Source organism: Nocardioides sp. B129/18, from assembly GCF_055282735.1.
This window is the reverse complement of record NZ_JBUZJI010000001.1, coordinates 67168-91395: the sequence shown is the minus strand read 5'-3', so window position 1 is coordinate 91395 and position 24228 is coordinate 67168. Positions and strand designations below refer to the sequence as shown.

Annotated in this window: 22 protein-coding genes; 10 read left to right on the top strand and 12 right to left on the bottom strand. The window is 72.4% G+C overall.

The genetic code is table 11. The features are described from left to right. Positions 1-6 precede the first annotated feature (6 nt). From ACZDWJ_RS00470 to ACZDWJ_RS00460, 3 genes are all read left to right on the top strand, one after another. Positions 7-969, top strand: coding sequence for a glutathione S-transferase family protein (locus ACZDWJ_RS00470; protein ID WP_463518943.1), 963 nt, complete (start codon positions 7-9; stop codon positions 967-969). A 110-nt stretch (positions 970-1079) separates the two neighbouring features. Then, positions 1080-2009 (top strand): cation diffusion facilitator family transporter, encoded by a 930-nt coding sequence (locus tag ACZDWJ_RS00465; protein ID WP_463518942.1) that lies wholly within the window; start codon positions 1080-1082, stop codon positions 2007-2009. Further along, complete coding sequence (locus ACZDWJ_RS00460) at positions 2006-2842, top strand: sucrase ferredoxin (RefSeq protein WP_463518941.1); 837 nt, start codon at positions 2006-2008, stop codon at positions 2840-2842. Before ACZDWJ_RS00465 ends, ACZDWJ_RS00460 begins: the two co-directional genes overlap by 4 nt. Here the strand turns inward: ACZDWJ_RS00460 and ACZDWJ_RS00455 are convergent. The 9 genes from ACZDWJ_RS00455 to dnaK form a co-directional block, all read right to left on the bottom strand. Next, positions 2821-3345 carry a GNAT family N-acetyltransferase gene (locus ACZDWJ_RS00455; protein ID WP_463518940.1) on the bottom strand — a complete coding sequence of 175 codons (525 nt, stop codon included), beginning with the start codon at positions 3343-3345 and terminating at the stop codon, positions 2821-2823. The two genes, ACZDWJ_RS00460 and ACZDWJ_RS00455, sit on opposite strands and share 22 nt — an antisense overlap. Positions 3346-3350: 5 nt before the next feature. Continuing rightward, complete coding sequence (locus ACZDWJ_RS00450) at positions 3351-4745, bottom strand: M1 family metallopeptidase (protein ID WP_463518939.1); 1395 nt, start codon at positions 4743-4745, stop codon at positions 3351-3353. A gap of 145 nt (positions 4746-4890) precedes the next feature. Continuing rightward, the gene (gene clpB, locus ACZDWJ_RS00445) at positions 4891-7491 is read right to left on the bottom strand and encodes an ATP-dependent chaperone ClpB (RefSeq protein ID WP_463518938.1); all 2601 of its coding nucleotides are present in this window, start codon (positions 7489-7491) and stop codon (positions 4891-4893) included. A 146-nt stretch (positions 7492-7637) separates the two neighbouring features. After that, positions 7638-8633, bottom strand: a complete 996-nt coding sequence (locus ACZDWJ_RS00440; RefSeq protein ID WP_463518937.1) for an Abi-alpha family protein — start codon at positions 8631-8633, stop codon at positions 7638-7640. A gap of 7 nt (positions 8634-8640) precedes the next feature. After that, positions 8641-9939: a hypothetical protein gene (locus tag ACZDWJ_RS00435; protein ID WP_463518936.1), complete on the bottom strand. Its 1299-nt coding sequence runs from the start codon at positions 9937-9939 to the stop codon at positions 8641-8643. Between the two features lie 298 nt (positions 9940-10237). Beyond that, positions 10238-10693 carry a heat shock protein transcriptional repressor HspR gene (locus ACZDWJ_RS00430; protein ID WP_463518935.1) on the bottom strand — a complete coding sequence of 152 codons (456 nt, stop codon included), beginning with the start codon at positions 10691-10693 and terminating at the stop codon, positions 10238-10240. A gap of 2 nt (positions 10694-10695) precedes the next feature. Next, positions 10696-11886, bottom strand: coding sequence for a molecular chaperone DnaJ (gene dnaJ / locus ACZDWJ_RS00425; protein ID WP_463518934.1), 1191 nt, complete (start codon positions 11884-11886; stop codon positions 10696-10698). Positions 11887-12016: 130 nt separating this feature from the next. Next, positions 12017-12601, bottom strand: coding sequence for a nucleotide exchange factor GrpE (gene grpE, locus ACZDWJ_RS00420; RefSeq protein WP_463518933.1), 585 nt, complete (start codon positions 12599-12601; stop codon positions 12017-12019). After that, positions 12598-14469 carry a molecular chaperone DnaK gene (dnaK, locus tag ACZDWJ_RS00415; RefSeq protein WP_463518932.1) on the bottom strand — a complete coding sequence of 624 codons (1872 nt, stop codon included), beginning with the start codon at positions 14467-14469 and terminating at the stop codon, positions 12598-12600. Before dnaK ends, grpE begins: the two co-directional genes overlap by 4 nt. Positions 14470-14696: 227 nt before the next feature. Here dnaK and ACZDWJ_RS00410 point away from each other — a divergent pair, with 227 nt between their 5' ends. Continuing rightward, entirely contained in the window at positions 14697-15542 is an 846-nt protein-coding gene (locus tag ACZDWJ_RS00410; protein WP_463518931.1) for an aldo/keto reductase, read from the top strand. A 73-nt stretch (positions 15543-15615) separates the two neighbouring features. Here the strand turns inward: ACZDWJ_RS00410 and ACZDWJ_RS00405 are convergent, their stop codons facing one another. Continuing rightward, positions 15616-16104 carry a MarR family winged helix-turn-helix transcriptional regulator gene (locus ACZDWJ_RS00405; RefSeq protein ID WP_463518930.1) on the bottom strand — a complete coding sequence of 163 codons (489 nt, stop codon included), beginning with the start codon at positions 16102-16104 and terminating at the stop codon, positions 15616-15618. Positions 16105-16144: 40 nt separating this feature from the next. On the opposite strand from ACZDWJ_RS00405, the gene ACZDWJ_RS00400 reads away from it, so the two are divergent. Beyond that, positions 16145-17320, top strand: a complete 1176-nt coding sequence (locus ACZDWJ_RS00400) for a DMT family transporter (protein WP_463518929.1) — start codon at positions 16145-16147, stop codon at positions 17318-17320. 378 nt (positions 17321-17698) lie between these two features. On the opposite strand, the gene ACZDWJ_RS00395 is transcribed toward ACZDWJ_RS00400, so the two are convergent. Beyond that, positions 17699-18127 (bottom strand): nuclear transport factor 2 family protein, encoded by a 429-nt coding sequence (locus ACZDWJ_RS00395; protein ID WP_463518928.1) that lies wholly within the window; start codon positions 18125-18127, stop codon positions 17699-17701. 67 nt (positions 18128-18194) lie between these two features. Between ACZDWJ_RS00395 and ACZDWJ_RS00390 the strand changes: the two genes are divergently transcribed. The 5 genes from ACZDWJ_RS00390 to ACZDWJ_RS00370 are packed head-to-tail and all read left to right on the top strand — an operon-like array spanning position 18195 to position 23364. Then, positions 18195-19073: a TIGR03619 family F420-dependent LLM class oxidoreductase gene (locus tag ACZDWJ_RS00390; protein WP_463518927.1), complete on the top strand. Its 879-nt coding sequence runs from the start codon at positions 18195-18197 to the stop codon at positions 19071-19073. Next, the gene (locus ACZDWJ_RS00385) at positions 19070-20263 is read left to right on the top strand and encodes a hypothetical protein (protein WP_463518926.1); all 1194 of its coding nucleotides are present in this window, start codon (positions 19070-19072) and stop codon (positions 20261-20263) included. The genes ACZDWJ_RS00390 and ACZDWJ_RS00385 overlap by 4 nt, the downstream gene beginning before the upstream one ends. After that, positions 20260-21108 carry an SDR family oxidoreductase gene (locus ACZDWJ_RS00380; RefSeq protein ID WP_463518925.1) on the top strand — a complete coding sequence of 283 codons (849 nt, stop codon included), beginning with the start codon at positions 20260-20262 and terminating at the stop codon, positions 21106-21108. The genes ACZDWJ_RS00385 and ACZDWJ_RS00380 overlap by 4 nt, the downstream gene beginning before the upstream one ends. A gap of 7 nt (positions 21109-21115) precedes the next feature. Further along, positions 21116-22273 carry a sulfotransferase family protein gene (locus ACZDWJ_RS00375; protein WP_463518924.1) on the top strand — a complete coding sequence of 386 codons (1158 nt, stop codon included), beginning with the start codon at positions 21116-21118 and terminating at the stop codon, positions 22271-22273. Beyond that, positions 22270-23364 carry an NAD(P)H-dependent amine dehydrogenase family protein gene (locus tag ACZDWJ_RS00370; protein ID WP_463518923.1) on the top strand — a complete coding sequence of 365 codons (1095 nt, stop codon included), beginning with the start codon at positions 22270-22272 and terminating at the stop codon, positions 23362-23364. The genes ACZDWJ_RS00375 and ACZDWJ_RS00370 overlap by 4 nt, the downstream gene beginning before the upstream one ends. Before the next feature lie 53 nt (positions 23365-23417). Here the strand turns inward: ACZDWJ_RS00370 and ACZDWJ_RS00365 are convergent. After that, positions 23418-24228: AraC family transcriptional regulator (locus tag ACZDWJ_RS00365; RefSeq protein WP_463518922.1), on the bottom strand; the 811-nt coding region annotated here is incomplete at its 5' end.

The window sequence follows — 24228 nt, the reverse complement described above, 5'->3', positions numbered from 1 at the left end:
GGCGCCATGGCAGACGACCTGACCCCCACGTACGTCGAGAAGGGCAAGGCCTTCGAGCGCGACATGACCTACGTGCCCGACCGGATCACCAAGGACGCCCGGCGTCCCGAGCACGGCCCGGTCGACGGCGAGCTGTGGCCGGTCGAGCCGGGCCGCTACCGCCTGGTCGCCGCCCGTGCCTGCCCGTGGGCCAACCGCGCCATCATCGTCCGCGAGCTCCTCGGCCTGCAGGACGTCATCTCGCTCGGCACCCCCGGGCCCACGCACGACAAGAACTCCTGGACCTTCGACCTCGACCCCGGCGGCGTCGACCCCGTGCTCGGCATCCCGCGGCTCAAGGACGCCTACGAGAAGCGGTTCCCCGGCTATCCGCGCGGCATCACGGTGCCGGCGATGGTGGAGATCTCCTCCGGCGAGGTCGTCACCAACGACTTCCCCTGGATCACCCACGACCTCTTCCACGAGTGGCGCGAGTTCCACCGCGAGGACGCCCCCGACCTGTGGCCGACGGCCCAGCGCGAGGAGATGGAGGAGGTCATGAAGCGGATCTTCACCGAGGTCAACAACGGCGTCTACCGCTGCGGCTTCGCCGGCTCCCAGGAGGCCTACGAGGCGGCGTACGAGCGGCTCTTCACCGCGCTCGACTGGCTCGAGGAGCGCCTCGCCGACCGCCGCTACCTCATGGGCGAGGCGATCACCGAGGCCGACGTCCGCCTCTTCACCACCCTCGTGCGCTTCGACCCCGTCTACCACGGGCACTTCAAGTGCAACCGCTCCAAGCTCACCGAGATGCCGAACCTCTGGGGCTACGCCCGCGACCTGTTCCAGACCCCCGGCTTCGGCGACACCGTCGACTTCGAGCAGATCAAGGCGCACTACTACGTCGTCCACACCGACATCAATCCCTCCGGCATCGTCCCCGCCGGGCCTGACCTGTCGGGGTGGACGACGCCGCACGGCCGGTTCTAGAAGTTCCCCGGCTGACAGGGGAACTTCTAGAAGGTCAGGGGAACTTGGGGCCGTTCTCGCAGAAGTTCCCCTGACCAATCTCCGCTCGGGCGCGCCCTAGGCTGACGTCCGTGGGACACGGACACGGGCACGGCCACGGGCACGCCGCCGGACGAGCGGCCGATCGTCGACGTCTGCGCATCGTCCTGGCGGTCACCGCGAGCGTGATGGTCGTGGAGATCGTCGGCGCGGTCGTCACCGGCTCGCTGGCCCTGCTCGCCGACGCCGGCCACATGGCCACCGACGCCGCCGCGGTGGCGCTCGCGCTGGCCGCGTCCTACGTCGCCAGCCTCCCGGCCGGGCGTCGCTCGACGTTCGGCTACCACCGCGCCGAGATCCTCGCCGCGCTGGCCAACGCCGTCGTCCTGCTGGTGGTGTGCGGCTACCTGGCCTACGCCGCGATCCCGCGGCTGATCGACCCCAGCGCCGTCGACGCCGGCCCCATGGTGGCCTTCGCGCTCGTCGGCCTGCTCGCCAACGGCATCTCGATGACGGTGCTCTCACGGGGCGACGCCGACTCGCTCAACGTCCGCGGCGCGCTCAACGAGGTCTTCGCCGACCTGCTCGGCTCCCTGCTCGCGGTGCTGGCCGGCGTCCTGATCCTGCTCTTCGGCTGGGACCGCGCCGACCCGGTGGCCTCCCTGCTCATCGCCGCGATGATCCTGCCCCGCTCGCTGGTGCTGCTGCGCGACGCCGTCGCGGTGCTGCTCGAGGTCGCCCCCGCGGGCCTGGACCTCGACGCCGTGCAGCACCACCTCGGCCACGTCGAGGGCGTCGTCGAGGTGCACGACCTTCACGCCTGGACCATCACCTCGGGCCTGCCGAGCCTCTCGGCGCACATCACCGTCACCGACGAGGCCCTCGAGGCGCGCGGCGTCGGCGCCGTCCTCGACGACCTGTGCCACTGCGTGGCCGACCACTTCGACGTGCGCCACGTGACCTTCCAGGTCGAGCCGCTGAGCCACCGCCAGCACGAGGACCTCGGCGAGGTGCACCGGTGAGCGAGGCGGCGTCCGCCTTCCGCTGCTCCCTGGCGAGCCTGCGCGACGACGAGCCGCTCGCCGGCAGCGCCCCGGCCGACGTCCGCTGGCTGATGGTCGAGCAGCCGGGCGCCTGGCTGCCGAAGGCCGCCGACCTCGTCACGCTGCCCGACGACGTCCGGGCGGGTGCGTGGGCCGACGCCCGGGTGCAGCTGATCCGCCGGCACGGCGGCGGTCGCACGCCCGACGGGCTCACCGCGTACCGGGTCGACCTGGAGCGCGGGACGCTCGAGCGCGCCGTCGCCTCCTCGCTCGCCGCGCTGGCCCAGGCGCGCTGGGAGCCGGAGGCCGGGCCGCTGTGGCTGGTCTGCGCGCACGGCCGCCGCGACGTCTGCTGCGCCGAGCTCGGCCGCCCGATCGCCACCCGCCTGGCCGCCCGCTGGCCCGCGGGCACCTGGGAGACCAGCCACCTCGGCGGCCATCGCTTCGCCGCCACCCTCCTCGCGCTGCCGTCGGGCGTCGTGCTCGGCCGGGTGGGCGAGGACGACGCCGTCCCCGCCGCCGAGGCGCTCCTCGCGGGCCGGATGCCCGACCTCGCCGTCGTGCGCGGTCAGGCCGGACGCGCATCCGCGGCGCAGGCCGCCGAGCTGCACGTGCGGGCCGCCCGCTCGCTGACGGGCCTCGACGCCGTCCGCTCGGTGGTGCTCGACGGCGACCTCGCCCACGTGCACTTGGCCGACGGTGCCGACGCGCCGGTCACGGTGCGCGTCACCGCCGCCTCCACGCCGAGGCGTCAGAGCTGTGGGGATGCGAAGGTGAAGCCCGCGACGGCCTACGTCGTCAGCGAGGCCTGAGGCTCGCGGCCCATCACCTGGGTGCCAGCAGCGAGCGTGCCCAGGGTGCGCCAACCGGTGGCGAGATAGAGACGCACCGCGGGATCGTCCGGGTCGTCGCTGGTGCTGAGCAGGCAGCGGCCCTCGACGCCCTCGAGCACGGCGTCGAGCAGCGCCCGGCCGAGCCCGCGTCGGCGTGCTGAGGGCAGCACCGCGAGCTCGACGAGCTCGAAGTGACCGCCGATCCAGGTCTCGGCGAGCCCGGGCAGGGACTCGGCCACGAGATCGGACCAGTACTGGCCCCGCTCGCCGCGGTAGCCCCAGGCGAAGCCGACCACGCGATCCTCGTCGGCGGCCACGGCGAGCCGGAAGCCGTCCCGGGCGGCATGTCGTCCGAGCACGTCCTCGCGGAACGCGTGCTCGCCCTCGACGTCGCCGAACACGGCGTCGTAGCAGGGCCACAGCCGCCCTGACAGCGCCCGGGCCTCCGTGCCGTCGACGACGCGGATCGGCGTCGAGCCCACGACGCTCAGTAGCCCGACGGCTTGCCGTCGGTGTCGAGCCAGGTGCGGAAGAAGCCGGAGAGCTCGCGCCCGGACACCGACTCCGCCAGCGCGACGAGCTGGGCGGTGGTGGCCGAGCCGTGACGCCGATCGGCGGCCCAGCGCTGGACGAACCGGAAGAAGTCGCGGTCGCCGATGCGCTCGCGCAGCGCCTGCAGCGTCATGGCGCCGCGGTTGTAGACCGGGTCGCCGAAGAGGTCGGCGGGGTCGGTGAACCTCCGCGGCGCCGGGCTCCACAGCGCGTCGCTGGCCGGGCGCTGGTAGAGGCTGTCGAAGCGCGCCGCGGTGCTCGGGCCGCCGTGCGTCGCGCCCCACAGCCACTCGGCGTAGGTGGCGAAGCCCTCGGCGAGCCAGATGTCGTGCCAGTCGCGCAGCGTCACGGAGTCGCCGAACCACTGGTGGGCGCTCTCGTGGACGACGGTGGAGATGTCGGCGCTGCCGACCGGGTAGAACGGCCGGGTCTGGGTCTCGAGGGCGTAGCCGACCGAGGCGTCGTCGACGAGGCTGCCGCCGGCGCGGAACGGGTACGGCCCGAACCACCGCTCCTCGGCCTTCAGGACCTCCGCGAGCCGTCCGGTGGCGCCGGCGCTCGCACCGGTCTGCACGTAGGTGCGCAGCGGGATCCGGCGGCCGTCGGTGGAGGTGAAGGTGGAGCGGGTGACGCTGAACCGCCCGATCGAGACCATCGCGAGGTAGGTGGCCATCGGCTCGGGCGCGCTCCACGTCGACGTCGTCGAGCCGCCGCTGGTGCGCTCGCCGACGAGGTCGCCGTTGGCGGTGGCGCGGTAGCCGACGGGCGTCGTGATGACGTAGCGGTAGCTGGCCTTGTCGGCGGGGGTGTTGTTCGACGGCAGCCAGGTCGACGTGCCGACGGGCTCGCCGAGCGCTGTGGCGCCGTCGGTGGTCGTCACCCACCCCTCGATGGAGTCGTCGGGGTCGGTGTGCGTCGGCGGCTTGCCGGCGTAGCCGACGGTGACGCGGAACGACCTCCCGTCCGCGATCGGTCGCGCGGGGCTGACGACGAGCTCGCTGCCGCGGCGCACGGCCTTCGCGCGGACGCCGTCGACCGCCACGCCGGTGAGCGCCGGGCCCTCGTAGTCGAGGTGGAAGGAGTCCAGGCGCGCCGTGGCGCGCGCGGTGATGCCGATGGCCGCCTGGACCCGGCCGCTGACCGGCGTCCAGGTCAGGCGGACGTCGTAGTGGCGGACGTCGTAGCCGCTGTTGCCCTGGCTGGGGAAGAGGGTGTCGGAGCGCTGGGTGCCCGGCGCGTAGACCGCCGACGCCGGCAGCGTCGTCAGGGCCAGGGCTCCGGTGAGCGCGGTGACGAGGAGGGCGGGGCGGCGCAGTCCGAGACGGGTCACCGGCTCAGTGTGCCGCCCCGCCGCGTCGTCGTCACGGGTGGTCGGGGGATCAGGTCAGGGAGAACTGGACGTTGTCAGGGGTCACTTCCCCTGACAACGTCCGGTTTCCCCGGATATCCGGGGAAACCGGCATGCCCCCGGGGGTCTATCCGATCACCAGCCCCCCGCCCTCGGGGTCGACGTCGACCCGCACGCGAGCGCCGTCGACCACCTGACCGCCGATGAGCAGCCGGGCGAGGGGATCGCCGATGGCCGACTGGATCAGCCGACGCAACGGGCGGGCGCCGTAGGCGGGGTCGTAGCCGGTGGTGGCCAGCCAGGTGCGGGCGGCGTCGGTGACCTCGATGCTGATCCGCCGCACCGCCAGGCGCCGCTCGAGCAGCGCCAGCTGCAGGTCGACGATCGAGGTGAGCTCCTCGGGGGTGAGCGCCTCGAAGACCACGATCTCGTCGAGGCGGTTGAGGAACTCGGGCTTGAAGGAGGAGCGCACCGCGGCCAGCACCGACTCGCGACGCCGCTCGGGGTCCAGCAGCGGGTCGACGAGGAACTGCGAGCCGAGGTTCGAGGTGAGCACGACGATGGTGTTGCGGAAGTCGACGGTGCGTCCCTGGCCGTCGGTGAGGCGGCCGTCGTCGAGCACCTGCAGCAGGATGTCGAAGACCTCGGGGTGCGCTTTCTCCACCTCGTCGAGCAGGACGACGGAGTACGGGCGGCGGCGCACGGCCTCGGTGAGCTGGCCGCCCTCGTCGTAGCCGACGTAGCCGGGAGGGGCGCCGACGAGGCGGGCCACCGCGTGCTTCTCGGCGTACTCGCTCATGTCGATGCGCACCATGGCGCGCTCGTCGTCGAAGAGGAAGTCGGCCAGCGCCTTGGCCAGCTCGGTCTTGCCGGTGCCGGTGGGGCCGAGGAAGAGGAACGAGCCCGTGGGCCGGTTCGGATCGGCGATGCCGGCGCGCGAGCGGCGGACGGCGTCGCTGACGGCGCGGACGGCGTCGTGCTGGCCGATCAGGCGCGCGCCGAGCACGGACTCCATGTCGAGGAGCTTCTCGGCGTCGCCCTGCAGCATCCGGCCGGTGGGGATGCCGGTCCAGGCCTCGACGACCTCCGCGATCTGCTCGGCACCGACCTCCTCGCCGACGAGGCGCTCCGCGACGGGCACCGCTCCGCCGGCGCCCGCGGCGTCGACGGCGCTGATCTGCGACTCCAGCTCGGGGATGCGACCGTAGAGCAGCTCGCTGGCCTTGCCGAGGTCGCCCTCGCGCTGGAGGCGGTCGGCCTCGATGCGCAGCTGGTCGAGCTGACGGCGCAGCTCGCCCTCGCCCTCCAGCGAGGACTTCTCCCGCTCCCAGCGGGCCTCGAGGCCGCGCAGCTCCTCCTGCTTGTCGGCGAGGTCGGCGCGCAGGTGCTCGAGGCGCTCGACGGAGGCGTCGTCGCTCTCCTTGGCCAGCGCGAACTCCTCCATGCGCAGCCGGTCGACCTGGCGGCGCAGGCGGTCGATCTCCTCCGGCGAGGACTCGATCTCCATGCGCAGGCGCGAGGCGGCCTCGTCGACGAGGTCGATGGCCTTGTCGGGCAGCTGGCGCCCCGAGATGTAGCGGTCGGAGAGGGTGGCGGCGGCCACGAGGGCGGCGTCGGTGATGCGGACGCCGTGGTGCGCCTCGTACTTCTCCTGGATGCCGCGCAGGATCTGGATGGTGTCCTCGACGCTGGGCTCGCCGACCAGCACCTGCTGGAAGCGCCGCTCGAGCGCGGGGTCCTTCTCGATGCGCTCGCGGTACTCATCCAGCGTGGTGGCGCCGATCATGTGCAGCTCGCCGCGCGCCAGCATCGGCTTGAGCATGTTGCCGGCGTCCATGGCGGAGTCGCCGCCGGCGCCCGCGCCGACGACGGTGTGCAGCTCGTCGATGAAGGTGATCACCTGGCCGCCGGCGTCGCGGATCTCCTCGAGGACGGCCTTGAGCCGCTCCTCGAACTCGCCGCGGTACTTCGCGCCGGCCACCATCGCGGCGAGGTCGAGGCTGAGCACCCGGCGGCCCTTGAGGGAGTCGGGGACGTCGCCGGCGACGACGCGCTGGGCCAGGCCCTCGACGACGGCGGTCTTGCCGACGCCGGGCTCGCCGATGAGCACGGGGTTGTTCTTGGTGCGCCGCGAGAGCACCTGGATGACGCGGCGGATCTCGGAGTCGCGGCCGATGACGGGGTCGAGGCGACCCTCCTCGGCGGCGGTGGTGAGGTCGACGGAGTACTTCGCGAGCGCCTCGTAGGTCGACTCGGCGTCCTGGCTGGTGACCCGGCGGTTGCCGCGCACGGCGCTGAGGCCCTCGCGCAGGCCCTCCTCGGTGAGGCCGGCCTCGCGCAGCACGGTGCGGGCCGAGGACTCCACGGTGGCCAGCGCGATGAGCAGGTGCTCGGTGGCGACGTAGTCGTCCTTCATGAAGGTGGCCAGGTCGAGCGCGGAGGCGAGCACGCGGGTGAGCGCGGCCGAGCCGGACGGCGCCTGGACGCTGCTGCCGGTGGCGCTGGGCAGGGCATCGCGCTGGGCGGCCGCGGCGCGGACGAGGGCGGGCGCGTCGGCGCCGGCCTGGGTGACCAGCGACGCGGCGGTGCCCTCGGGCTGCAGCAGCAGGGCGACGAGGAGGTGGATGGGCTCGACGACGGTGTTGCCGGCGGTGGTGGCGGACACCTGGGCGGCCTCGACGGCCTCCCGGCTGCGGGTGGTGAACCGCTCGGCCCCGAACTGACTCATGGGCGGCACTCCTGGTGACGGTGGACGCCGACGCCCCTCGCGCCGGTCATCTGTCCCAACAGTGTGAGACTTGAGTCTGTTCCGCTCAAGTCTTGTGCATCCGCGGGATCAGATCAGGGCCGGCTCCGGCACGGGGTGGGACGGCGTCAGGACGGGTCGGACGCCTCCGGCGGGGCGTCGTGCGCCGGGAACTCCGCGATCGCGGCCTGCTCGTCGACCAGGCAGGTGCGGCAGAAGTCGACGCCGAAGGGCGTGAGGTGGATGCTGCGCCGCACCACCTTCGCGAAGCGCACCGAGTGCATCGCGGCCAGCACGTCGGGCTGGGCCTCGACCACCTGGTAGTCGAGCGGATCGCGCAGCGGCTCGGCGGAGAACCAGATGAGCCCGAGCCGGAAGAGGTTGTTGAGGTAGGCCGGCACGCGGTCGACGTGCCGCAGGCCCGCGCGCGGGCCGATCATCGTCAGGCCCGGCGCGATGAGCTGGCTGCTGACGACGCCGAGCGGGCCGCCGGTGCGCACGTCGACGCTGGGCTGCGGGCCGCCGTTGAGCAGCAGCAGCAGGATGCGGCCCTCGTCGGGGGCGAGCTCGTCGAGGATGCGGTCGTAGGCCGGGTGGGACTCCTCGTCCATCCACACGTCGCGGGAGCGCTCGAGCAGCTCGGCGCCGCGCTGCCGCAGCCGCTCGGGCGTGGAGCGGCCACGCTCGTTGTTGACGTGCAGGTGCGCCGAGACGACGACCGAGGGGCCATCGTTCGAGGGGTCGACGATCTCGCCGAGCGACTCCGCGGCCTGCACCAGCGCCCTGCCCACCGGGGTGCCGGCCGAGACCGAGCGGGAGAGCTCGCCGACGACCGAGGCCATCTTGGTGGCGTCGGCGGCCAGGGCGGCGGCCTCGCGGGAGTCGGTGACGGCACGGGCCAGGCGTCGTCCGGTGCGCACGTAGGCGCGCACCGACCAGCCGGTGGTGTGCCAGGCCGCCGACGCCGCCACGCGGGCCAGGCCCGGCAGCGCCTCGACGGCCGGGGCGAGCGCCTCGGTGAGCGGCACCGGCGTCACGTCGGTCTCGTCGGGCCCGTAGACGCGCTCGAGCGCCTCGTCGAGGGACCGCTCGTAGGCCTCGTCGCGCTCCATGGAGCCGGTCATGCGCCCATCACGCGACCCCGAAGATCCACAGGTGCAGGAAGCCGCCGGCCAGACCCATGATCGCCCCGTGGGCGTAGAGCATCCACTCGTCCTCCTTGATCGCCGAGCGCATCATCTCGACGAAGTCTCGCGGAGGGAGCTCCTTGGTGCGGCGCGCGATCAGCACGCGGATCCTCTCCGACTGCCGCTTGCTGAACTCGGGGTCCTGGAAGGGCGTCAGCGTGCGGCCGACGGCCTCGCGGGCCACGGAGTCGCGGATGTTGTCGAAGCGGGTGGGGCCGACGGCCATCCGGACCGCCGCGCGGGCGGGGCCGGCGGCCTTGTCGATGGCCGGCTTGAGCGCGGTGGCCAGCATCTGACGCGTGCGGTCGCCGCGCGGGCCCTCCATGAGGAAGTCGCCGATGCGCTCGAGGGTGATGACGTCCTCGGCGATGATCCGGGCGTACACCTCGGCGGCCTGGTCCTGGCGGCGCAGGAACAGGCCGTGGGCCTTGATGCCCAGGTAGCGCTTGGGCTCGGTGGGCTCGAAGATCAGCCACATGCCCAGGGCGTTGGTGACCCAGCCGACGACCACGCCCAGGATCGGCAGCAGCCACCACTGCCCGAAGATCGAGTCGACGATCGCCACCGGGATGCCGAGCAGGAAGCCGAAGATGAAGCCGAAGGCCACCATCAGGTTCAGCTCGCGCTGACCGAAGTCGCGGAAGATCCGCACGACCAGCGCGGGGTTCTTCTGGAAGTGGTCGATCACCATGATCTTGGGGTCGAGCAGCTGGTCGATGTGCACGCCGATCTCGGTGGTGATCTTGCCGACCACCGACGGCAGCTGCGCCTGGACGCGCTCGATGACCGCGTTGCGCACCGGACGCGGCAGGTCGCGCCACAGCCGCGGGTGCTCCTGGCGCATCACGGAGTCGACGAGCTCGGGCAGCTCGGGGCGGAACACGGTGATGATGTGCTCGGCGATCTGGTCGGGCTCGAGCTGCTGGTAGAACTCCGCCGGCGTCCCGAGCTTGGCGATCGCCTTGTCGACCGCGATCGAGCCCATCTTGGCCGCGCGGGCCGGGACGATGCCCTGCCAGCCGATGCCGCCCTGGAGGATGCCGGGCACCTCCTGCAGCTTGCGCGGCAGCAGCCCGCTGAGCTCGGCCATGCCGGGGATCCTGACGCCGCGGAAGCGCACCGGGCTGAAGAGCATCCACAGGCCCGACCAGTTGATCAGCCAGCCGACGATGCCGGTGAAGAGCGGGATGGTGAGGAAGTGGACCCAATGGATCTCCGAGACCCACTCGTTGAACCACTCCACGCGTCACTCCTGCTCTCGCGTCGGAGTTGCCCGTCGCGCCCCATGCGGCATGACGACCGTCACGCCCGCGCGCTGAGCGTAGAAGGCCGACGCGCGGGACGCCACCGATCGTGTCGATCCGCACGCCCGAGGACGCTCCTCGCCTCGACGCCGTGACGTGCCTCGCAGGTTCTGCGGCGCTCGGACCTGCCGGACACGCCGCACGGGGGCAGTTTCCCCGGTCGACCGGGGAAACTGCCCCCGGCGGCCCGCGCGTCGCCACCACCGAGCCGGCGGGAGGCCGGAGCGGAGGCCGAGATCAGCGGGAGCGGTCGCGACGCCACACGACGACGGAGCCGGCGGGGTCGGGGGAGCGCAGGACGGGGAGGCGTCCGGGGGTGCGGGGGACGTCGGCGCGTCGGGCGTCGAGGGTCTGGCGCAGGGCCTCGCGGGTGGCCTCGAGCTCGGCCTGCAGCTCCTCGTTGCGGGCGCCGAGGGCGCGGACGCGGTCCTCGAGCTGCAGGATGCGGCGCACGCCCTCGAGGCCGATGCCGGCGGCGGTGAGGTCGGCGATGGTGCGCAGCAGCTCGATGTCGTGCAGGGAGTAGCGGCGCCCGCCGCCGCCGGTGCGGCCAGGGGTGATCAGGCCGAGGCGCTCGTAGGTGCGCAGGGTCTGCGGATGCAGGCCGGTGAGCTCGGCGGCGACGCTGATGACGTAGACGGCCGCCTCCGGGCTCGGCTCGAAGCGGCGCTCCTCGAACGGCGGGCGGGCCATCGTCAGCCCGCCTTCTCGAACAGGTTCGCGCGCAGCGGGGTGCCGGCCGACGCGGTGCGCAGGGCCTCGAGCGCGGCGCGGACCTCCGGGTTGAGGGTGCCGGGCACCTGCACCTCGACGGTGGCCAGGAGGTCGCCGCGGGTGCCGTCGGCGCGCTGGGCGCCCTTGCCGCGCACGCGGAACGTGCGTCCGTTGGGGGTGCCGGCGGGCACCTTGAGGGTGACGGGGGTGCCGCCGAGCGTCGGGATGCGGATCTCGGCGCCGAGCGCGAGCTCGTCGATCGAGACCGGGACGTCGAGGGTGAGATGGTCGTCCTTGCGGCCGAAGAGCCGGTGCGGGGAGACCTTGACGGTGACGAAGAGGTCGCCGGCCGGGCCGCCGTTCTCGCCGGGCGCGCCCTTGCCGCGCAGACGGATGCGCTGGCCGTCCTTGACGCCGGCGGGGATGCGGGCCTGGATCGTGCGCGCCGAGGCACCGCGGCCCGAGCCGTGGCAGGTGGGGCACGGCTCGTCGTAGACCAGCTGACGTCCACCGCAGGCGGGGCAGGTCTCGTTCATCGAGAACCCGCCGCCGACCCCGGCCGCGACGTAGCCGGCGCCGTCGCACTGGCTGCACACGCGCGGCTTGGTGCCGGGCTTGCCGCCGCTGCCCGAGCAGGTGGAGCACGGGGAGTCGGAGGTCAGGCGCAGCGAGATGGTGACGCCCTCGAGGGCGTCGGTGAAGCCGATGGTGGCGGTGGTGTCGACGTCGACGCCCTTGGTGGCGCGCGGACGCTGCCGGCCGCGGCCGAAGCCGCCGCCGAAGAGGTCGCCGAACATGTCGCCGAGGCCGCCCTGGCCGCCGGCGCCGCCCTGCTGACGCAGCAGGTCGTCGAGGTTGAAGCCCCCGGCTCCGCCCGGGCCGCCGAACCCGCCGCCGAACCCGCCGGGCATGCCGCCGGCGGCGTGGAGGCGCCGCAGCTCGTCGTACTTGGCGCGCTTGTCGGGGTCGCCGACGACGTCGTAGGCCTCGGCGACGGCCTTGAAGCGGTCGTGCTTGGCGGTGTCACCGGGGTTGGAGTCGGGGTGGTTGTCGCGGGCGAGGCGGCGGTAGGCCTTCTTGATCTGGTCCGCCGTGGCGTCCTTGGCGACGCCGAGCACGGCGTAGAAGTCCTTCTGCGCCCAGTCGGCGCGCATGCCGTCGGTGCTGCTCACGCGGGAGTCCCTCCCCTCGGTGCTCGAGGATCGATCGTAGTGGTGCGAGTCGAGCGGGGCGGAGCCTTCGTGAGGCTCCGCCCCGACCCGGGTGGTGCTGGTGCTGCTGGGGTGCTGCTCGTCGGGCCGGTCAGGCGGGCTCGACGACCAGCACCTGCGCGGCGCGGACGACGCGCTCGCCGATGCGGTAGCCGGCCTTGGCGACCACCTTGCAGGTGGTGACCTCGACCTCGGCGTCGGTGCCGAGGTTGCTCAGCGCCTCGTGCAGGGCGGGGTCGAAGGCGTCCCCGGCCTCGCCGAAGCGCACCAGGCCCAGCGCCGCGACCGTGCGCTCGAGCTGCTCGGCGACGGCCTTGAGGCCGCCCTCCAGGGGCTCGTGCTCGCGGGCGCGGTCGATGGTGTCGAGCACCTCGACGATGGTCGTGAGCACGGCGTACGTGGCGTTCTCGCGGACGAGCTCGCGGTCGCGGTCGACCCGGCGCTTGTAGTTGAGGAACTCCGCCTGCAGGCGCTGGAGGTCGGAGGTGCGCTCGGCCAGCTCGGCCTCGGCCCGCGCGAGCGGGTCGGGCTCCTCGGAGGAGGGCTCGGCCCCCTCCTCCGAGGCTGCTGCCTCGGCGTGCTCGGCCTCGGCGACGTCCTGGGGCTCCAGGGGACCGCCCTCCTCCAGCCAGTCGCTGACGGCGTCCTGCTCCTCGGGGGGACGGGACTCGGTCACTTGGACTCGCCCTCGCCGGCCTGGCCCGACTCCTCGCCGGTCTCGTCGACCACCTCGGCGTCGACGATGTCGTCGTCGGCCTCGCCGGTGGCGCCGGTGGCGCCGCCCGCGGCCGCGGAGTCGGCCTCGGCCGCGGCGTAGAGCGCCGCGCCCATCTTCTGGCTCGACTCGTTGAGCTTCGCGACGCCGGCCTTGAGCGCCTCGGCGTCGGCCTCGGCGTCCTCGAGGGTGGCCTTGAGGGCGTCGACGTCGGCCTGGACCTCGGTCTTGACGTCCTCGGGCAGCTTCTCGGCGTTGTCGGTGAGGAACTTCTCGGTGGTGTAGACGAGCTGGTCGGCCTGGTTGCGGACCTCGACGGCCTCGCGACGCTTGGCGTCGGCCTCGGCGTACTGCTCGGCCTCGCGCACCATGCGGTCGATCTCGTCCTTGTTGAGCGAGGAGCCGCCGGAGATCGTCATCGACTGCTCCTTGCCCGACGCGGTGTCCTTCGCGGTGACGTGGACGATGCCGTTGGCGTCGATGTCGAAGGAGACCTCGATCTTCGGGATGCCGCGGGGGGCCGGCGGGAGGCCGGTGAGCTCGAAGTTGCCCAGCGGCTGGTTCTCCGCCCAGATCTGGCGCTCTCCCTGGGCGACGCGGATCTCGACCGACGGCTGGTTGTCGTCGGCGGTCGTGAAGATCTCGCTGCGCTTGGTGGGGATCGTGGTGTTGCGCTCGATGAGGGTGGTCATGATGCCGCCCTTGGTCTCGATGCCCAGGCTCAGCGGGGTGACGTCGAGGAGCAGGACGTCCTTGACCTCGCCCTTGAGCACGCCGGCCTGGAGCGCGGCGCCGTTGGCGACGACCTCGTCGGGGTTGACGCCCTTGTTGGGCTCCTTGCCGCCGAGGAGCTCCTTGACGAGCTCGGTGACGGCGGGCATGCGGGTGGAGCCGCCGACCAGGACGACGTGGTCGATCTCGCCGACCTTGACGCCGGCGTCCTTGAGGACCTCCTGGAACGGCGCCTTGGTGCGCTCGATGAGGTCGGCGGTGAGCTTCTGGAACTCGCTGCGGGTCAGGCGCTCCTCGAAGTGGAGCGGGCCGGACTCGCCGTGGGTGATGTAGGGCAGGTGGATGGTGGTCTCGGATGAGGAGGACAGCTCGATCTTCGCCTTCTCCGCGGCCTCCTGGAGGCGCTGCTTGGCGATCTTGTCGGCGCCGAGGTCGACGGCGTTGGCGTCCTTGAACTTCTTGACCATCCACTCGACGACGCGGTTGTCCCAGTCGTCGCCACCGAGGTGGTTGTCGCCGCTGGTGGCCTTGACCTCCACGACGCCCTCGCCGATCTCCAGCAGGGAGACGTCGAAGGTGCCGCCGCCGAGGTCGTAGACCAGGATGAGCTCGTCCTCGCCCTTGTCGAGGCCGTAGGCGAGCGCGGCCGCGGTGGGCTCGTTGACGATGCGCGAGACGTTGAGGCCCGCGATCTCGCCGGCCTCCTTGGTGGCCTGGCGCTGCGCGTCGGAGAAGTAGGCGGGGACGGTGATGACCGCGTCGGTGACCGTCTCGCCGAGGTAGGCCTCGGCGTCGCGCTTGAGCTTCTGCAGGACGAACGCGCTGATCTGCTGCGGGGTGAAGGACTTGTCGTCGATCTGCTGCTTCCAGTCGGTGCCCATGTGGCGCTTGACCGACCGGATGGTGCGCTCGACGTTGGTGACGGCCTGGCGCTTGGCGACCTCGCCGACCAGGACCTCGCCGTTCTTGGCGAAGGCGACGACCGACGGGGTGGTGCGCGCACCCTCCGCGTTCGCGATGACGGTGGGCTCGCCGCCCTCCAGGACCGACACGACGCTGTTGGTCGTGCCGAGGTCGATGCCGACCGCTCGTGCCATGGGTGGAACCTCCAGTGAGTTCGGGTGGGGTGCTGCTGCGGTGACTGCGGTGATGACTGCTGTGGTGAGCTCAGCGCCGCGGCTCTGCCATGGTGCGTCGCTGCGACGATGATGTCCAAATTCTTGAGTCTGATCAACTCAACTTCACTCACTGGGCACAACATAGGGAAGGGGTGGTCTGTTCCCGGGTGAGCAGGGAATAGCGATCCGGTGGCACGGTGGGTCCCATGACTGTCCCGACCGTGACCCTGAACAACCAGACGACCATCCCGCAGCTCGGGTTCGGCGTCTTCCAGGTGCCGCCGGCGCAGACCGCCGACACCGTCACCACCGCCTTCGAGGTCGGCTACCGCCACATCGACACCGCCGAGATGTACGGCAACGAGCAGGAGGTCGGCCTGGCCATCGCGCAGTCCGGCATCCCGCGCTCGGAGCTCTACATCACCAGCAAGCTCAACAACGGCTACCACCGTCCCGACGACGCCCGCCGCGCCTTCGACGACACCATGGCCAAGCTGGGCCTGGACCAGATCGACCTCTTCCTCATCCACTGGCCGCTGCCGACGCTCTACGACGGCGACTACGTCAGCACGTGGAAGACCCTGACGGAGTTCGTGGCTGACGGCCGCGCCCGCTCGATCGGCGTCTCGAACTTCCAGCCGGCCCACCTCGACCGCATCGTCGCCGAGACCGGCGTCGTGCCCGCGGTCAACCAGATCGAGGTGCACCCCTACTTCGCCAACGAGGAGGCCCGCGCCGGCTCGCACCGGCACGGCGTCGCCGTCGAGGCGTGGTCGCCCATCGCCCAGGGCAAGGTGCTCGACGACGCCGTCATCGGCGAGATCGCGCAGGCCCACGGCAAGACTCCCTCGCAGGTCACCCTGCGCTGGCACGTCGAGCGCGGCGACATCGTCTTCCCGAAGTCGATGCGTCGCGAGCGCATGGAGGAGAACTTCGCGATCTTCGACTTCGCCCTGACGCCCGAGCAGATCCAGGCCATCGACGCGCTCGACCGCGGCGAGGACGGCCGCACCGGCCCGAACCCGGACGTCTTCGACTACGTCCCGGAGTGAGTCCCGGCCCCTACTGAGCACGCACGGCTCCGACGCCCCCGCCTCTGCGGCGGGGGCGTCGGCGCGTCCGGGGTCAGGCGTCGAGGTGACCGGCCCACCGCTCGAGCAGCGCGGCCAGCTGGGCGCGCTCGGCGGGGGTGAAGAGCGCCAGCAGGCGCTCCTCGTTGGCGAGGTGGCGGGGGAGGACGGCGTCGACGAGCCGCACGCCCTCCTCGGTGAGGGTGACGACGCGGCTGCGGGCGTCGTCGACCGAGACCGCGCGCGAGACCAGGCCGGCCCGCTCGAGGCGGTCGATGCGCTTGGTGACCGCGCCGGAGGTGATCATCGTGGTGCGGCCGATCTCGCCGGGGGTGAGCACGTAGGGCGCCCCGGTCCGCCGCAGGGCGGCGAGGACGTCGAACTCGCCGTCGGAGAGCCCGGCCTCGGCGAAGACCGGGCGCAGCTCGGCATGGAGCGCCTCCCCGATGCGGTGCAGGCGGCCGACGACGTCGAGCGGCGAGGTGTCGAGGTCGGGTCGCTCGCGGGCCCACTGGGCGCGCAGTCGGGCGACGTGGTCGGTCACGGACTGGAACATATCTTCCCCGGAAGGCATTGTGTCTTCCATGGAAGACATCTCGGAGCGGCACCTCTCGGAGCGGACGCGGCTCCTCGCCCTCGCGGCCGTCGCGCCGCTGGCCTGGGGCACCACCTACGTCATCACCGCGACGGCCCTGCCGCCGGACCGTCCCCTCTTCTCCGCCGCCATGCGCGCGCTGCCCCCCGGCCTGGTGCTGCTCGCCGTCACCCGCACCCTCCCGCCGCCGGGCTGGCGCCTCAAGGCGCTGGTGCTCGGACTGTGCAACATCGGGCTGTTCTTCCCGCTGGTCTTCCTCGGCGCCTACCGCCTCCCCGGCGGGCTGGCCGCCACCCTGCAGGCGGTCTCGCCGCTGGTGGTCATGGCGCTGGCCGTGCTCATCCTCGGCGAGCGCCCCGGCGTCCGCGCCGTGCTCGCCGGTCTGGTCGGCCTGCTGGGCGTCGGCCTGCTGGTGCTGCGCGCTCCGCAGACCCCCGACGTCCTGGGCCTGGCCGGAGCGCTCGGCTCGGTGCTGGTCTCCGGCCTTGGCTTCGTGCTGGTGCGCCGCTGGCAGCCGCCGGTGGGCATGCTGACGCTGGTCTCCTGGCAGCTGGTCGTCGGCGGCGTCCTGCTGGTGCCGCTCGCGCTGCTTCTCGAGGGCGCCCCGCCCGCGCTCGACGCCCCGGCCCTCGCGGGCTACGTGTGGCTCGGCGGCGTCGCCACCGTGCTGGCCTACGTCTGCTGGTTCAGCGCCCTGAGCCGGCTGCCCGCCGGCAACGTGGCGCTCGTCGGCCTGCTCAACCCCGTGATGGGCACCGTGCTCGGCGTCGTCGTGCTCGCGGAGTCCTTCGGCCCGGCGCAGGCGCTCGGCACCGCGCTGGTGGTCGGCAGCGTCCTCGCGGCGCGCGGCCGCGGGCCGGACTCAGCCGACCGTGACCTCGACGGGGTTGGACGTCTTCCCGCCATCGGAGTCGACGACGCGGAACCGGTTCTTGCCGACCTGCCCGGTCTGCACGTAGGTGGAGAAGGCGCCGTTGCTGACGACGACCGTGACGTCGAAGTCCTGCCAGGAGCCCGCCTGCAGGCGCTGGACCTGGAGCACCGCGCCCTCGCCCTCGGGGTAGGTGCCGCTGAGGTCGATGCGCTCCATCGGGCCGACGGCCGTGGTGCCGACGCTGAGGTTGATGCCGTCCTCCTTGCTCGGGGAGGCGCTCGGCTTCCGTGAGGGCCGCGCCGACGCCGAGCGCGAGGGGCTCTTCGAGGGCTCGGCCGCCAGCGTGATGAGCGGCCCCGACGGGCCCTCGGTGCGCGAGGGCGTCGGCAGGTACATCGAGGAGTCGGCCGCGGGGTCGCCGGAGCTGTCGTCGCCGCCCACGCCCGCGACCTTCACCGCGACGAGGGCGACCAGGCCGACGATCAGACCCAGCGCCAGGCCGACGCCGACCAGCGCGATGAGCCCGGTGACGACCGGGTTGTCGGTGGGTCGGGGGCGGTCGGGCTGCTCGGTCACCCGCTCATCCTCCCGTGCCGAGGGCCCGAGCCCAAGTCCGGTCCGGCCGGGCGAGTCGGCCGACCCCGTCGTCCGTGGTGGGTCGGAGGGACCTCAGAGGCCCCGCTTCCAGGCGATGTCCTCGACGAGCCGACGGCTGCGCCAGCCCTCGGGCGTGCGCACCAGCGTGTGGTGGTAGAGCCCGCCGAGCTCGACGACCTTCGTGCCGCCCGCGCCGTCGTCCATGGTCATCGGGTTGTGGAAGTAGGCGGTGCAGGTGGCCTCGTCGGGGCCGGTGAAGTCGATGTCGAGCTGGCCGAGCATGTGCAGGCGGGTGCGGAAGAACAGCGGCAGCATCTCCGCGAGCCACGGCTTGATCACCGCGAAGGTGTCATGGATGCCGCCCGAGGCGACGTAGTCGATGTCGGCGTCGGGGGTGAACACGGTGTCGAGCCGGTCCCACTCGCCGGCGTCGATCGCCCGGGTGTAGCGGGTGAGGACGTCGGCGATCTCGAGCCGGTCGCTGATCTCGGTGAGCTCCACGGTGTGAACTGTGGCACAAAAGTGGAACACGTTCTATATTTCGCGTGCAGCCACCAGAGAGGTCGACATGCGATTCAGCTACGCCGAGGCGATGACCCGCGCCGAGTACTACGCCCCGCTCGCCCAGGCGGCCGAGGCGGCCGGCTACACGTCCATGACGGTGGCCGACAGCCTCATCTACCCCGAGACCTCCGACTCCAAGTACCCGTACACCGACACCGGCGACCGGGAGTTCCTGCAGGGCAAGGAGTTCATCGAGACGATGGTGCTCTGCGCGCACCTGTTCGCCCACACCACGACGCTGCGGCTGACGCCGTTCGTCCTCAAGCTGCCCGTGCGGCCGCCGGTGCTGGTGGCCAAGCAGGCCTCGTCGCTGGCCTTCCTCTCGAACAACCGCCTCGGCCTCGGCGTCGGCATCTCGCCCTGGCCCGAGGACTTCGCCAACCTCGGCGTCCCGTGGGAGCGGCGCGGCAAGCGCATGGACGAGTGCATGGAGATCCTGCGCGGCCTGACGTCGGGGGAGTTCTTCGGCTACTCCGGCGACTTCTACGAGATCGACCGCCTCCAGCAGTGCCCCGCGCCCACCGAGCGCATCCCGCTGCTCGTGGGCGGCCACGCCGACGCCGCCCTGCGCCGCGCCGTGCGCCTCGGCGACGGCTGGATGCACGCCGGCGGCGACGGCGAGGAGCTCGACCGCCTCCTGACCCGCCTCGCGGAGATCCGGAAGGAGGAGGGCGACACCCGCGACGACTTCGAGGTGCACGTCATCAGCTACGACGCCTACACCCTCGACGGCATCAAGCGCCTGGAGGACAAGGGCGTCACCGACTGCATCGTCGGCTTCCGGGTGCCCTACATCAAGGGCCCCGACACCGAGCCGCTCGAGACCAAGGTCAAGCACCTCGAGCAGTACGCCGAGAGCATCATCGCCAAGGCCGGCTCGTGAGCGCGGTCGAGGACGCCGCGGCGATCGAGGGCACCGACGGCTCCTGGGACCTCACCGCGCCGCTGCGCGAGGCGATCGCCGAGGCCGAGCGGCTCATCGCCGGCGCGCCGTTCATCCGCACCGAGGCCGACCTGCTCGAGGGCTACGACTACCTCGCCGGGCGCATCCGGATGGCGATGCAGACCGCCTTCGACTACGACCTCGAGCGGCCGCTGTTCGTCAACCCCACCCACCAGTTCTCCCGCCAGGGCCTGGACAACCCCGACGCGATCTACTTCAACGCCTACCTCAAGGAGGGCGTCGAGTACGTGATCCGCGGACGCCGCGGCACGACCGCCGACCTGTCCTTCCAGGTCATGGGCGGCGCCTACACCGCGACGTCCGCGGCCACCTCGATGCTCGCCTTCGACGACCGCGAGCTCGAGCGCGACGCCGAGGGCCGCTTCGAACTCCGCTACACCGCCGAGCCGGGTGCGAAGACGCTCATCGTCCGCGAGGTCTTCAACGACTGGGACGCCGAGGAGCGCGGCACGATCACCATCGAGCGCGTCGACACCCTCGGCCGGCCGGCGCGTCCGCTCACCCGCGCGCTGCTGGCCAAGAAGTACGAGGTCGCCGCCCGCAGCCTCACCTCGAGCATCCAGACGTGGTTCGCCTTCCCCCAGTTCTTCCAGTACAAGGAGCCGGTCAACACGCTGACGACGCCGCAGTCGACCCCGGGCGGGCTCGCGTCGCAGCGCTCCTCGATCGGCCACTACGCGCTGGCCGAGGACGAGGCGATGATCGTCACCGTCCCGCGGTGCGACGACGCCGCCTACCAGGCGATCCAGATCGGCTCGGACTGGTACGCCTCCACCGACTACGAGACCCACCAGACCTCGCTGACCAAGGCGCAGGCGCAGACCGATCCCGACGGTCTGATGCGCTTCGTGGTCTCCGAGCATCCGCCGCTGGACGGCGCCCCGATCGCGAACTGGCTGGAGACCACCGGCCATCGCACCGGCTCGATGATGCTGCGCTGGCAGCGCCTCGAGCGCGACCTCGGCCCCGACGACGGACCGCAGGTCCGCGTCGTCCCCTTGGCCGAGGTGGCCCAGCACCTCCCGCACACCGCCCCCCTCACCCCCGAGCAGTACGCCGACCGCATCGCGGCCCGGCAGCGCTCCGTCGCCCGAAGGATGATCTCGTGAGCACCGTCGCCGCCGCCTTCACCGAGTCCCACGCCGCCGTCGAGGCGCGCTACCGGCCCCTGCCGCTGCTGGAGGGCAAGGTGGTCGTGCTCTCCGGCGTCGGCCCCGGCCTGGGCCGGGCGCTGGGCGAGGAGGCCGCCAAGATGGGCGCCGACCTCGTGCTGGTCAGCCGCACCGAGTCCCGGCTGGAGAGGATGGCCGAGGTCGTGCGCGGCCACGGCCGCCGCGCGCTCGTCGTCCCCACCGACATCACCGACGAGGACGCCCGGGTGCGGCTGGTCGAGCGGACGCTGGAGGAGTTCGGCCGCGTCGACTGCCTGCTCAACAACGCCTTCGGCATCCCGCCGATGGACCCCGTCAGCGGACTGTCGGTGGAGTCGCTGCGCGCGGCCAACGAGACCAACGTGTTCGCGCCGCTGCGCCTCTCGGCGCTCTTCGCCGACGCCCTCGCCGCCACGCACGGCTCGATCGTCATGCTCAACTCCTGCGTCGTGCACTCCTCGCAGCCGGAGTACAGCGGCTACAAGCTCTCCAAGGGCGCGCTGCTGCACCTCGCCTCGTCGCTGGCCACCGACCTCGGTCCGCGCGGCATCCGCGTCAACAGCGTCGCGCCGTCCTACATCTACGAGGACGTCAACCAGGGCTACTTCGACTGGCTGGCCTCGGTCGACGGCGTCACCCACGACGAGATCTACGCGCAGAAGGCCGCGCCCACCGACCTCAAGCGGCTCGCGTCCCCCGAGGAGGTCGCGCGTGCCACGCTGTTCCTGGCCACCGACCTCGCCTCGGCGATCACCGGGCAGCTGGTGAACGTCGACTGCGGCGAGTTCCACAACGAGTCCTGAGCGAGCCATGAGCGACAACGTGATGACCCGCGAGCGCGCGGACGTCGGCACCTACGAGGACATCGCCGCCGCGGCGATGCGCACCACCGGCCTCGACGACTTCGGCGGCACCGCGCACGAGGAGGGCCTGCGGGTGCTCGTCGAGGACCTCGGCTCGCCGGAGGCCGGGCTCACGCCGCGGGGCAACTACTTCCAGCGCTCGGAGGTGAAGTCGGCGCTCGTGGGCCGGCTGCTCACCCAGGCTGCGTTCACCGCCCGGCCCGACCACGCCGACGTGCCGATCGAGCGCCCGATCTTCCTCATGGGCCTGCCGCGCACCGGCACCACCGCGCTGCACCGGCTGCTCTACGCCGACCCGGGCGCGCAGGGCCTGGAGATGTGGCTGACGCAGGTGCCGCAGCCGCGTCCGCCGCGCGAGCGCTGGGACGACGACCCGGTGTTCTCGATGATGCAGGCCGGCTTCGCCGCCCACCACCAGGAGAACCCCGAGTTCATGGGCATCCACTACATGGACGCCACCTCGGTGGAGGAGTGCTGGCGGCTGCTGCGCCAGACCGGCAAGTCCAACTCGTATGAGTCCCTGGCGAACCTGCCGCGCTACAGCCAGTGGCTGCAGGGCCAGGACTGGACCGACGCCTACGCGCGCCACCGGCAGAACCTGCAGCTCATCGGGCTCAACGAGCCGGAGAAGCGGTGGGTGCTGAAGAACCCCTCCCACATGACCGCCCTCGACGCGCTCATGACCGCCTATCCCGACGCGCTGATCGTCTACACCCACCGCGACCCCGTCGTGTGCATCGCCTCCTCGTGCTCGCTCTCGGCCGAGACCACCGCCGGGCACTCCGACACCTACCGCGGCGGCGTCATCGGACACACCCAGCTCGACCTGTGGTCGCGCTCCTTCCACGCCTTCCACGACGCCCGTCACAGGTACGACCAGGCGCAGTTCCTCGACGTCTCCTTCGACGCCTTCCGCGCCGACCAGGTCGGCACCGTCCGCGCCGTCTACGACGCCTTCGACCTGCCGTGGACCCCCGACGTCGAGCTCGCCGTCCGCGAGGCCGACGAGGAGCTGCGCAGCGGCTCGCACGCGCCGTCGCACCGCTACTCCCTCAAGGACTACGGCCTCACCGAGGAGCGCGTGCGTCAGGCGTTCGAGCGGTGAGCGGCCCGGTCGCCGTGCCGCGGCGCCACCGCGTGGTGCTGTGGGGCACCGGCGTCGTGGGCTCGATGGTGGTGGCCGAGCTCGTCGACCACCCGCTCTTCGAGCTGGTCGGCGTGGGCGTCTCGAACCCCGACAAGGTGGGCCGCGACGCCGGCGAGATCTGCGGCCTGCCGCCGATCGGCGTGATGACGACGGACTCCGTCGAGGAGCTCGTCGCGCTGCGGCCCGACGCGCTGGTGCACTACGGCCCCACCGCCGCGCACGCCGATGACAACATCCGCGTCATCACCGCCTTCCTGCGCGCCGGCATCGACGTGTGCTCCACCGCGATGACGCCGTGGGTGTGGCCGAGCCTGCCGTCGATCCCGCCGACGTGGATCGACCCCGTCCGCGAGGCCTGCGAGGCCGGCGGCGCGTCGTGCTTCACCACCGGCATCGACCCAGGCTTCGCCAACGACCTCTTCCCGATGACGCTCATGGGGCTGTGCGGCCGCGTGGAGTCGGTGCGCGCCTCCGAGCTGCTCGACTACACCGACTACGAGGGCGACTACGAGGACGAGATGGGCATCGGCCGACCGCCGGAGTTCACCGCCCTGCTGGAGATCCCCGAGCTGCTGATCATGGCCTGGGGCGCCACCGTCCCGATGATCGCGCACGCCGCCGGCATCGAGCTCGACGACATCACCACCACCTGGGAGAAGTGGGTGACGCCCACCGACCGGCCCTCCGCGAAGGGCGTCGTGGCCGCCGGGCAGGTGGCGGCGATCCGGTTCACGATCAACGGCGTCTACGACGGCCGCGAGGTGATCACCCTCGAGCACGTCAACCGCATCGGCCTCGACGCCGCACCCGAGTGGCCCACCGGCTCCGGCGACGACGTCTACCGCGTCGACGTCGTCGGCTCGCCGTCGATCAGCCAGGAGACCGCCTTCCGGTTCACCGACGGCTCCGGCCGCGCCCCGGCCGTCGCGGGCTGCCTGGCCACGGGCCTCCGCGCGCTCAACGCGGTGCCGGCCGTCGTCGCGGCGGCGCCGGGGTTCGTCACGGCCCTGGACCTGCCGCTGATCCCGGGAGTGGGCACGATCCGCTGAGCCGCGCCCTCCGGTGATCGAGCCTGTCCGGTGATCGAGCCTGTCGAGATCCCTCAGCCCGCCGCGGGGCGTGCCGCGCGGCGGTAGTCCTGCGGGCTCTCGCCGTGGTGGCGCTTGAACGCCGAGCTCAGCGCGAACGGCGTGGCGTAGCCGACCCGCTCGGCGACGGCGGCCAGCGTCAGGTCGCCCGAGCGCAGCAGGTCGGCGGCCAGGCTCAGGCGCCAGTGGGTCAGGTAGGCCATCGGCGCGACGCCGAGCGCGGTGGTGAACCGGCGGGCCAGCGTCGCCCGTGAGCAGCCCACCGCGGCGGCCAGCGAGTCGGCGCTCCACGGGTGCGCGGGGGCCTCGAGCAGCAGCCGGACGGCGTCGGCGACGAGCGGGTCGCGCGCGGTGCGGAACCACGCCGACTCCAGGGTCTCCTCGGCGGCCGCCCAGGCGCGGACGACGCTGACCAGCACGAGATCGAGCAGCCGGTCGAGCACGACGTCCTGTCCGGGCGCCTCGCGCGCCAGCTCGTCGGCGATCAGGGTGGTGAGGGCAGGGGAGACGTCGCCGGCGCGCACCACCGCCAGCCGCGGCAGGGCGGCGAGGAGGCGGCGTCCGACGGCGCTCTCGAGCTCGTAGGCGCCGGTGAGGAGCACGGCGCCGTCGGGGCCGACGTCGAGGCTGTTGCCCCAGGTGCGGCGGCCGAGCGTCATCTCCTCGGTGAGGCTGCGGCCGTCGGGTGCCACGCAGTGCTGCCCCGGCAGGATGACGACGTCGACGGGCGTGGCGGGGTCGTCGCACAGCCGCCAGCAGCCGGCGTCGTCGCCGGGACGCTCGAGGGCGACGTCGCCCTCCTCGAGCAGCACCTGCTCGCCGTCG

What these genes read in the sequence shown, in the direction of transcription:
- ACZDWJ_RS00470 (WP_463518943.1), top strand. Translation starts at nt 7, where the DNA reads ATGGCAGACGACCTGACCCCCACGTACGTCGAGAAGGGCAAGGCCTTC.
- clpB (WP_463518938.1), bottom strand. Translation starts at nt 7,491, where the DNA reads ATGAGTCAGTTCGGGGCCGAGCGGTTCACCACCCGCAGCCGGGAGGCC.
- ACZDWJ_RS00440 (WP_463518937.1), bottom strand. Translation starts at nt 8,633, where the DNA reads ATGACCGGCTCCATGGAGCGCGACGAGGCCTACGAGCGGTCCCTCGAC.
- ACZDWJ_RS00430 (WP_463518935.1), bottom strand. Translation starts at nt 10,693, where the DNA reads ATGGCCCGCCCGCCGTTCGAGGAGCGCCGCTTCGAGCCGAGCCCGGAG.
- dnaK (WP_463518932.1), bottom strand. Translation starts at nt 14,469, where the DNA reads ATGGCACGAGCGGTCGGCATCGACCTCGGCACGACCAACAGCGTCGTG.
- ACZDWJ_RS00410 (WP_463518931.1), top strand. Translation starts at nt 14,697, where the DNA reads ATGACTGTCCCGACCGTGACCCTGAACAACCAGACGACCATCCCGCAG.
- ACZDWJ_RS00400 (WP_463518929.1), top strand. Translation starts at nt 16,145, where the DNA reads ATGGAAGACATCTCGGAGCGGCACCTCTCGGAGCGGACGCGGCTCCTC.
- ACZDWJ_RS00390 (WP_463518927.1), top strand. Translation starts at nt 18,195, where the DNA reads ATGCGATTCAGCTACGCCGAGGCGATGACCCGCGCCGAGTACTACGCC.
- ACZDWJ_RS00375 (WP_463518924.1), top strand. Translation starts at nt 21,116, where the DNA reads ATGAGCGACAACGTGATGACCCGCGAGCGCGCGGACGTCGGCACCTAC.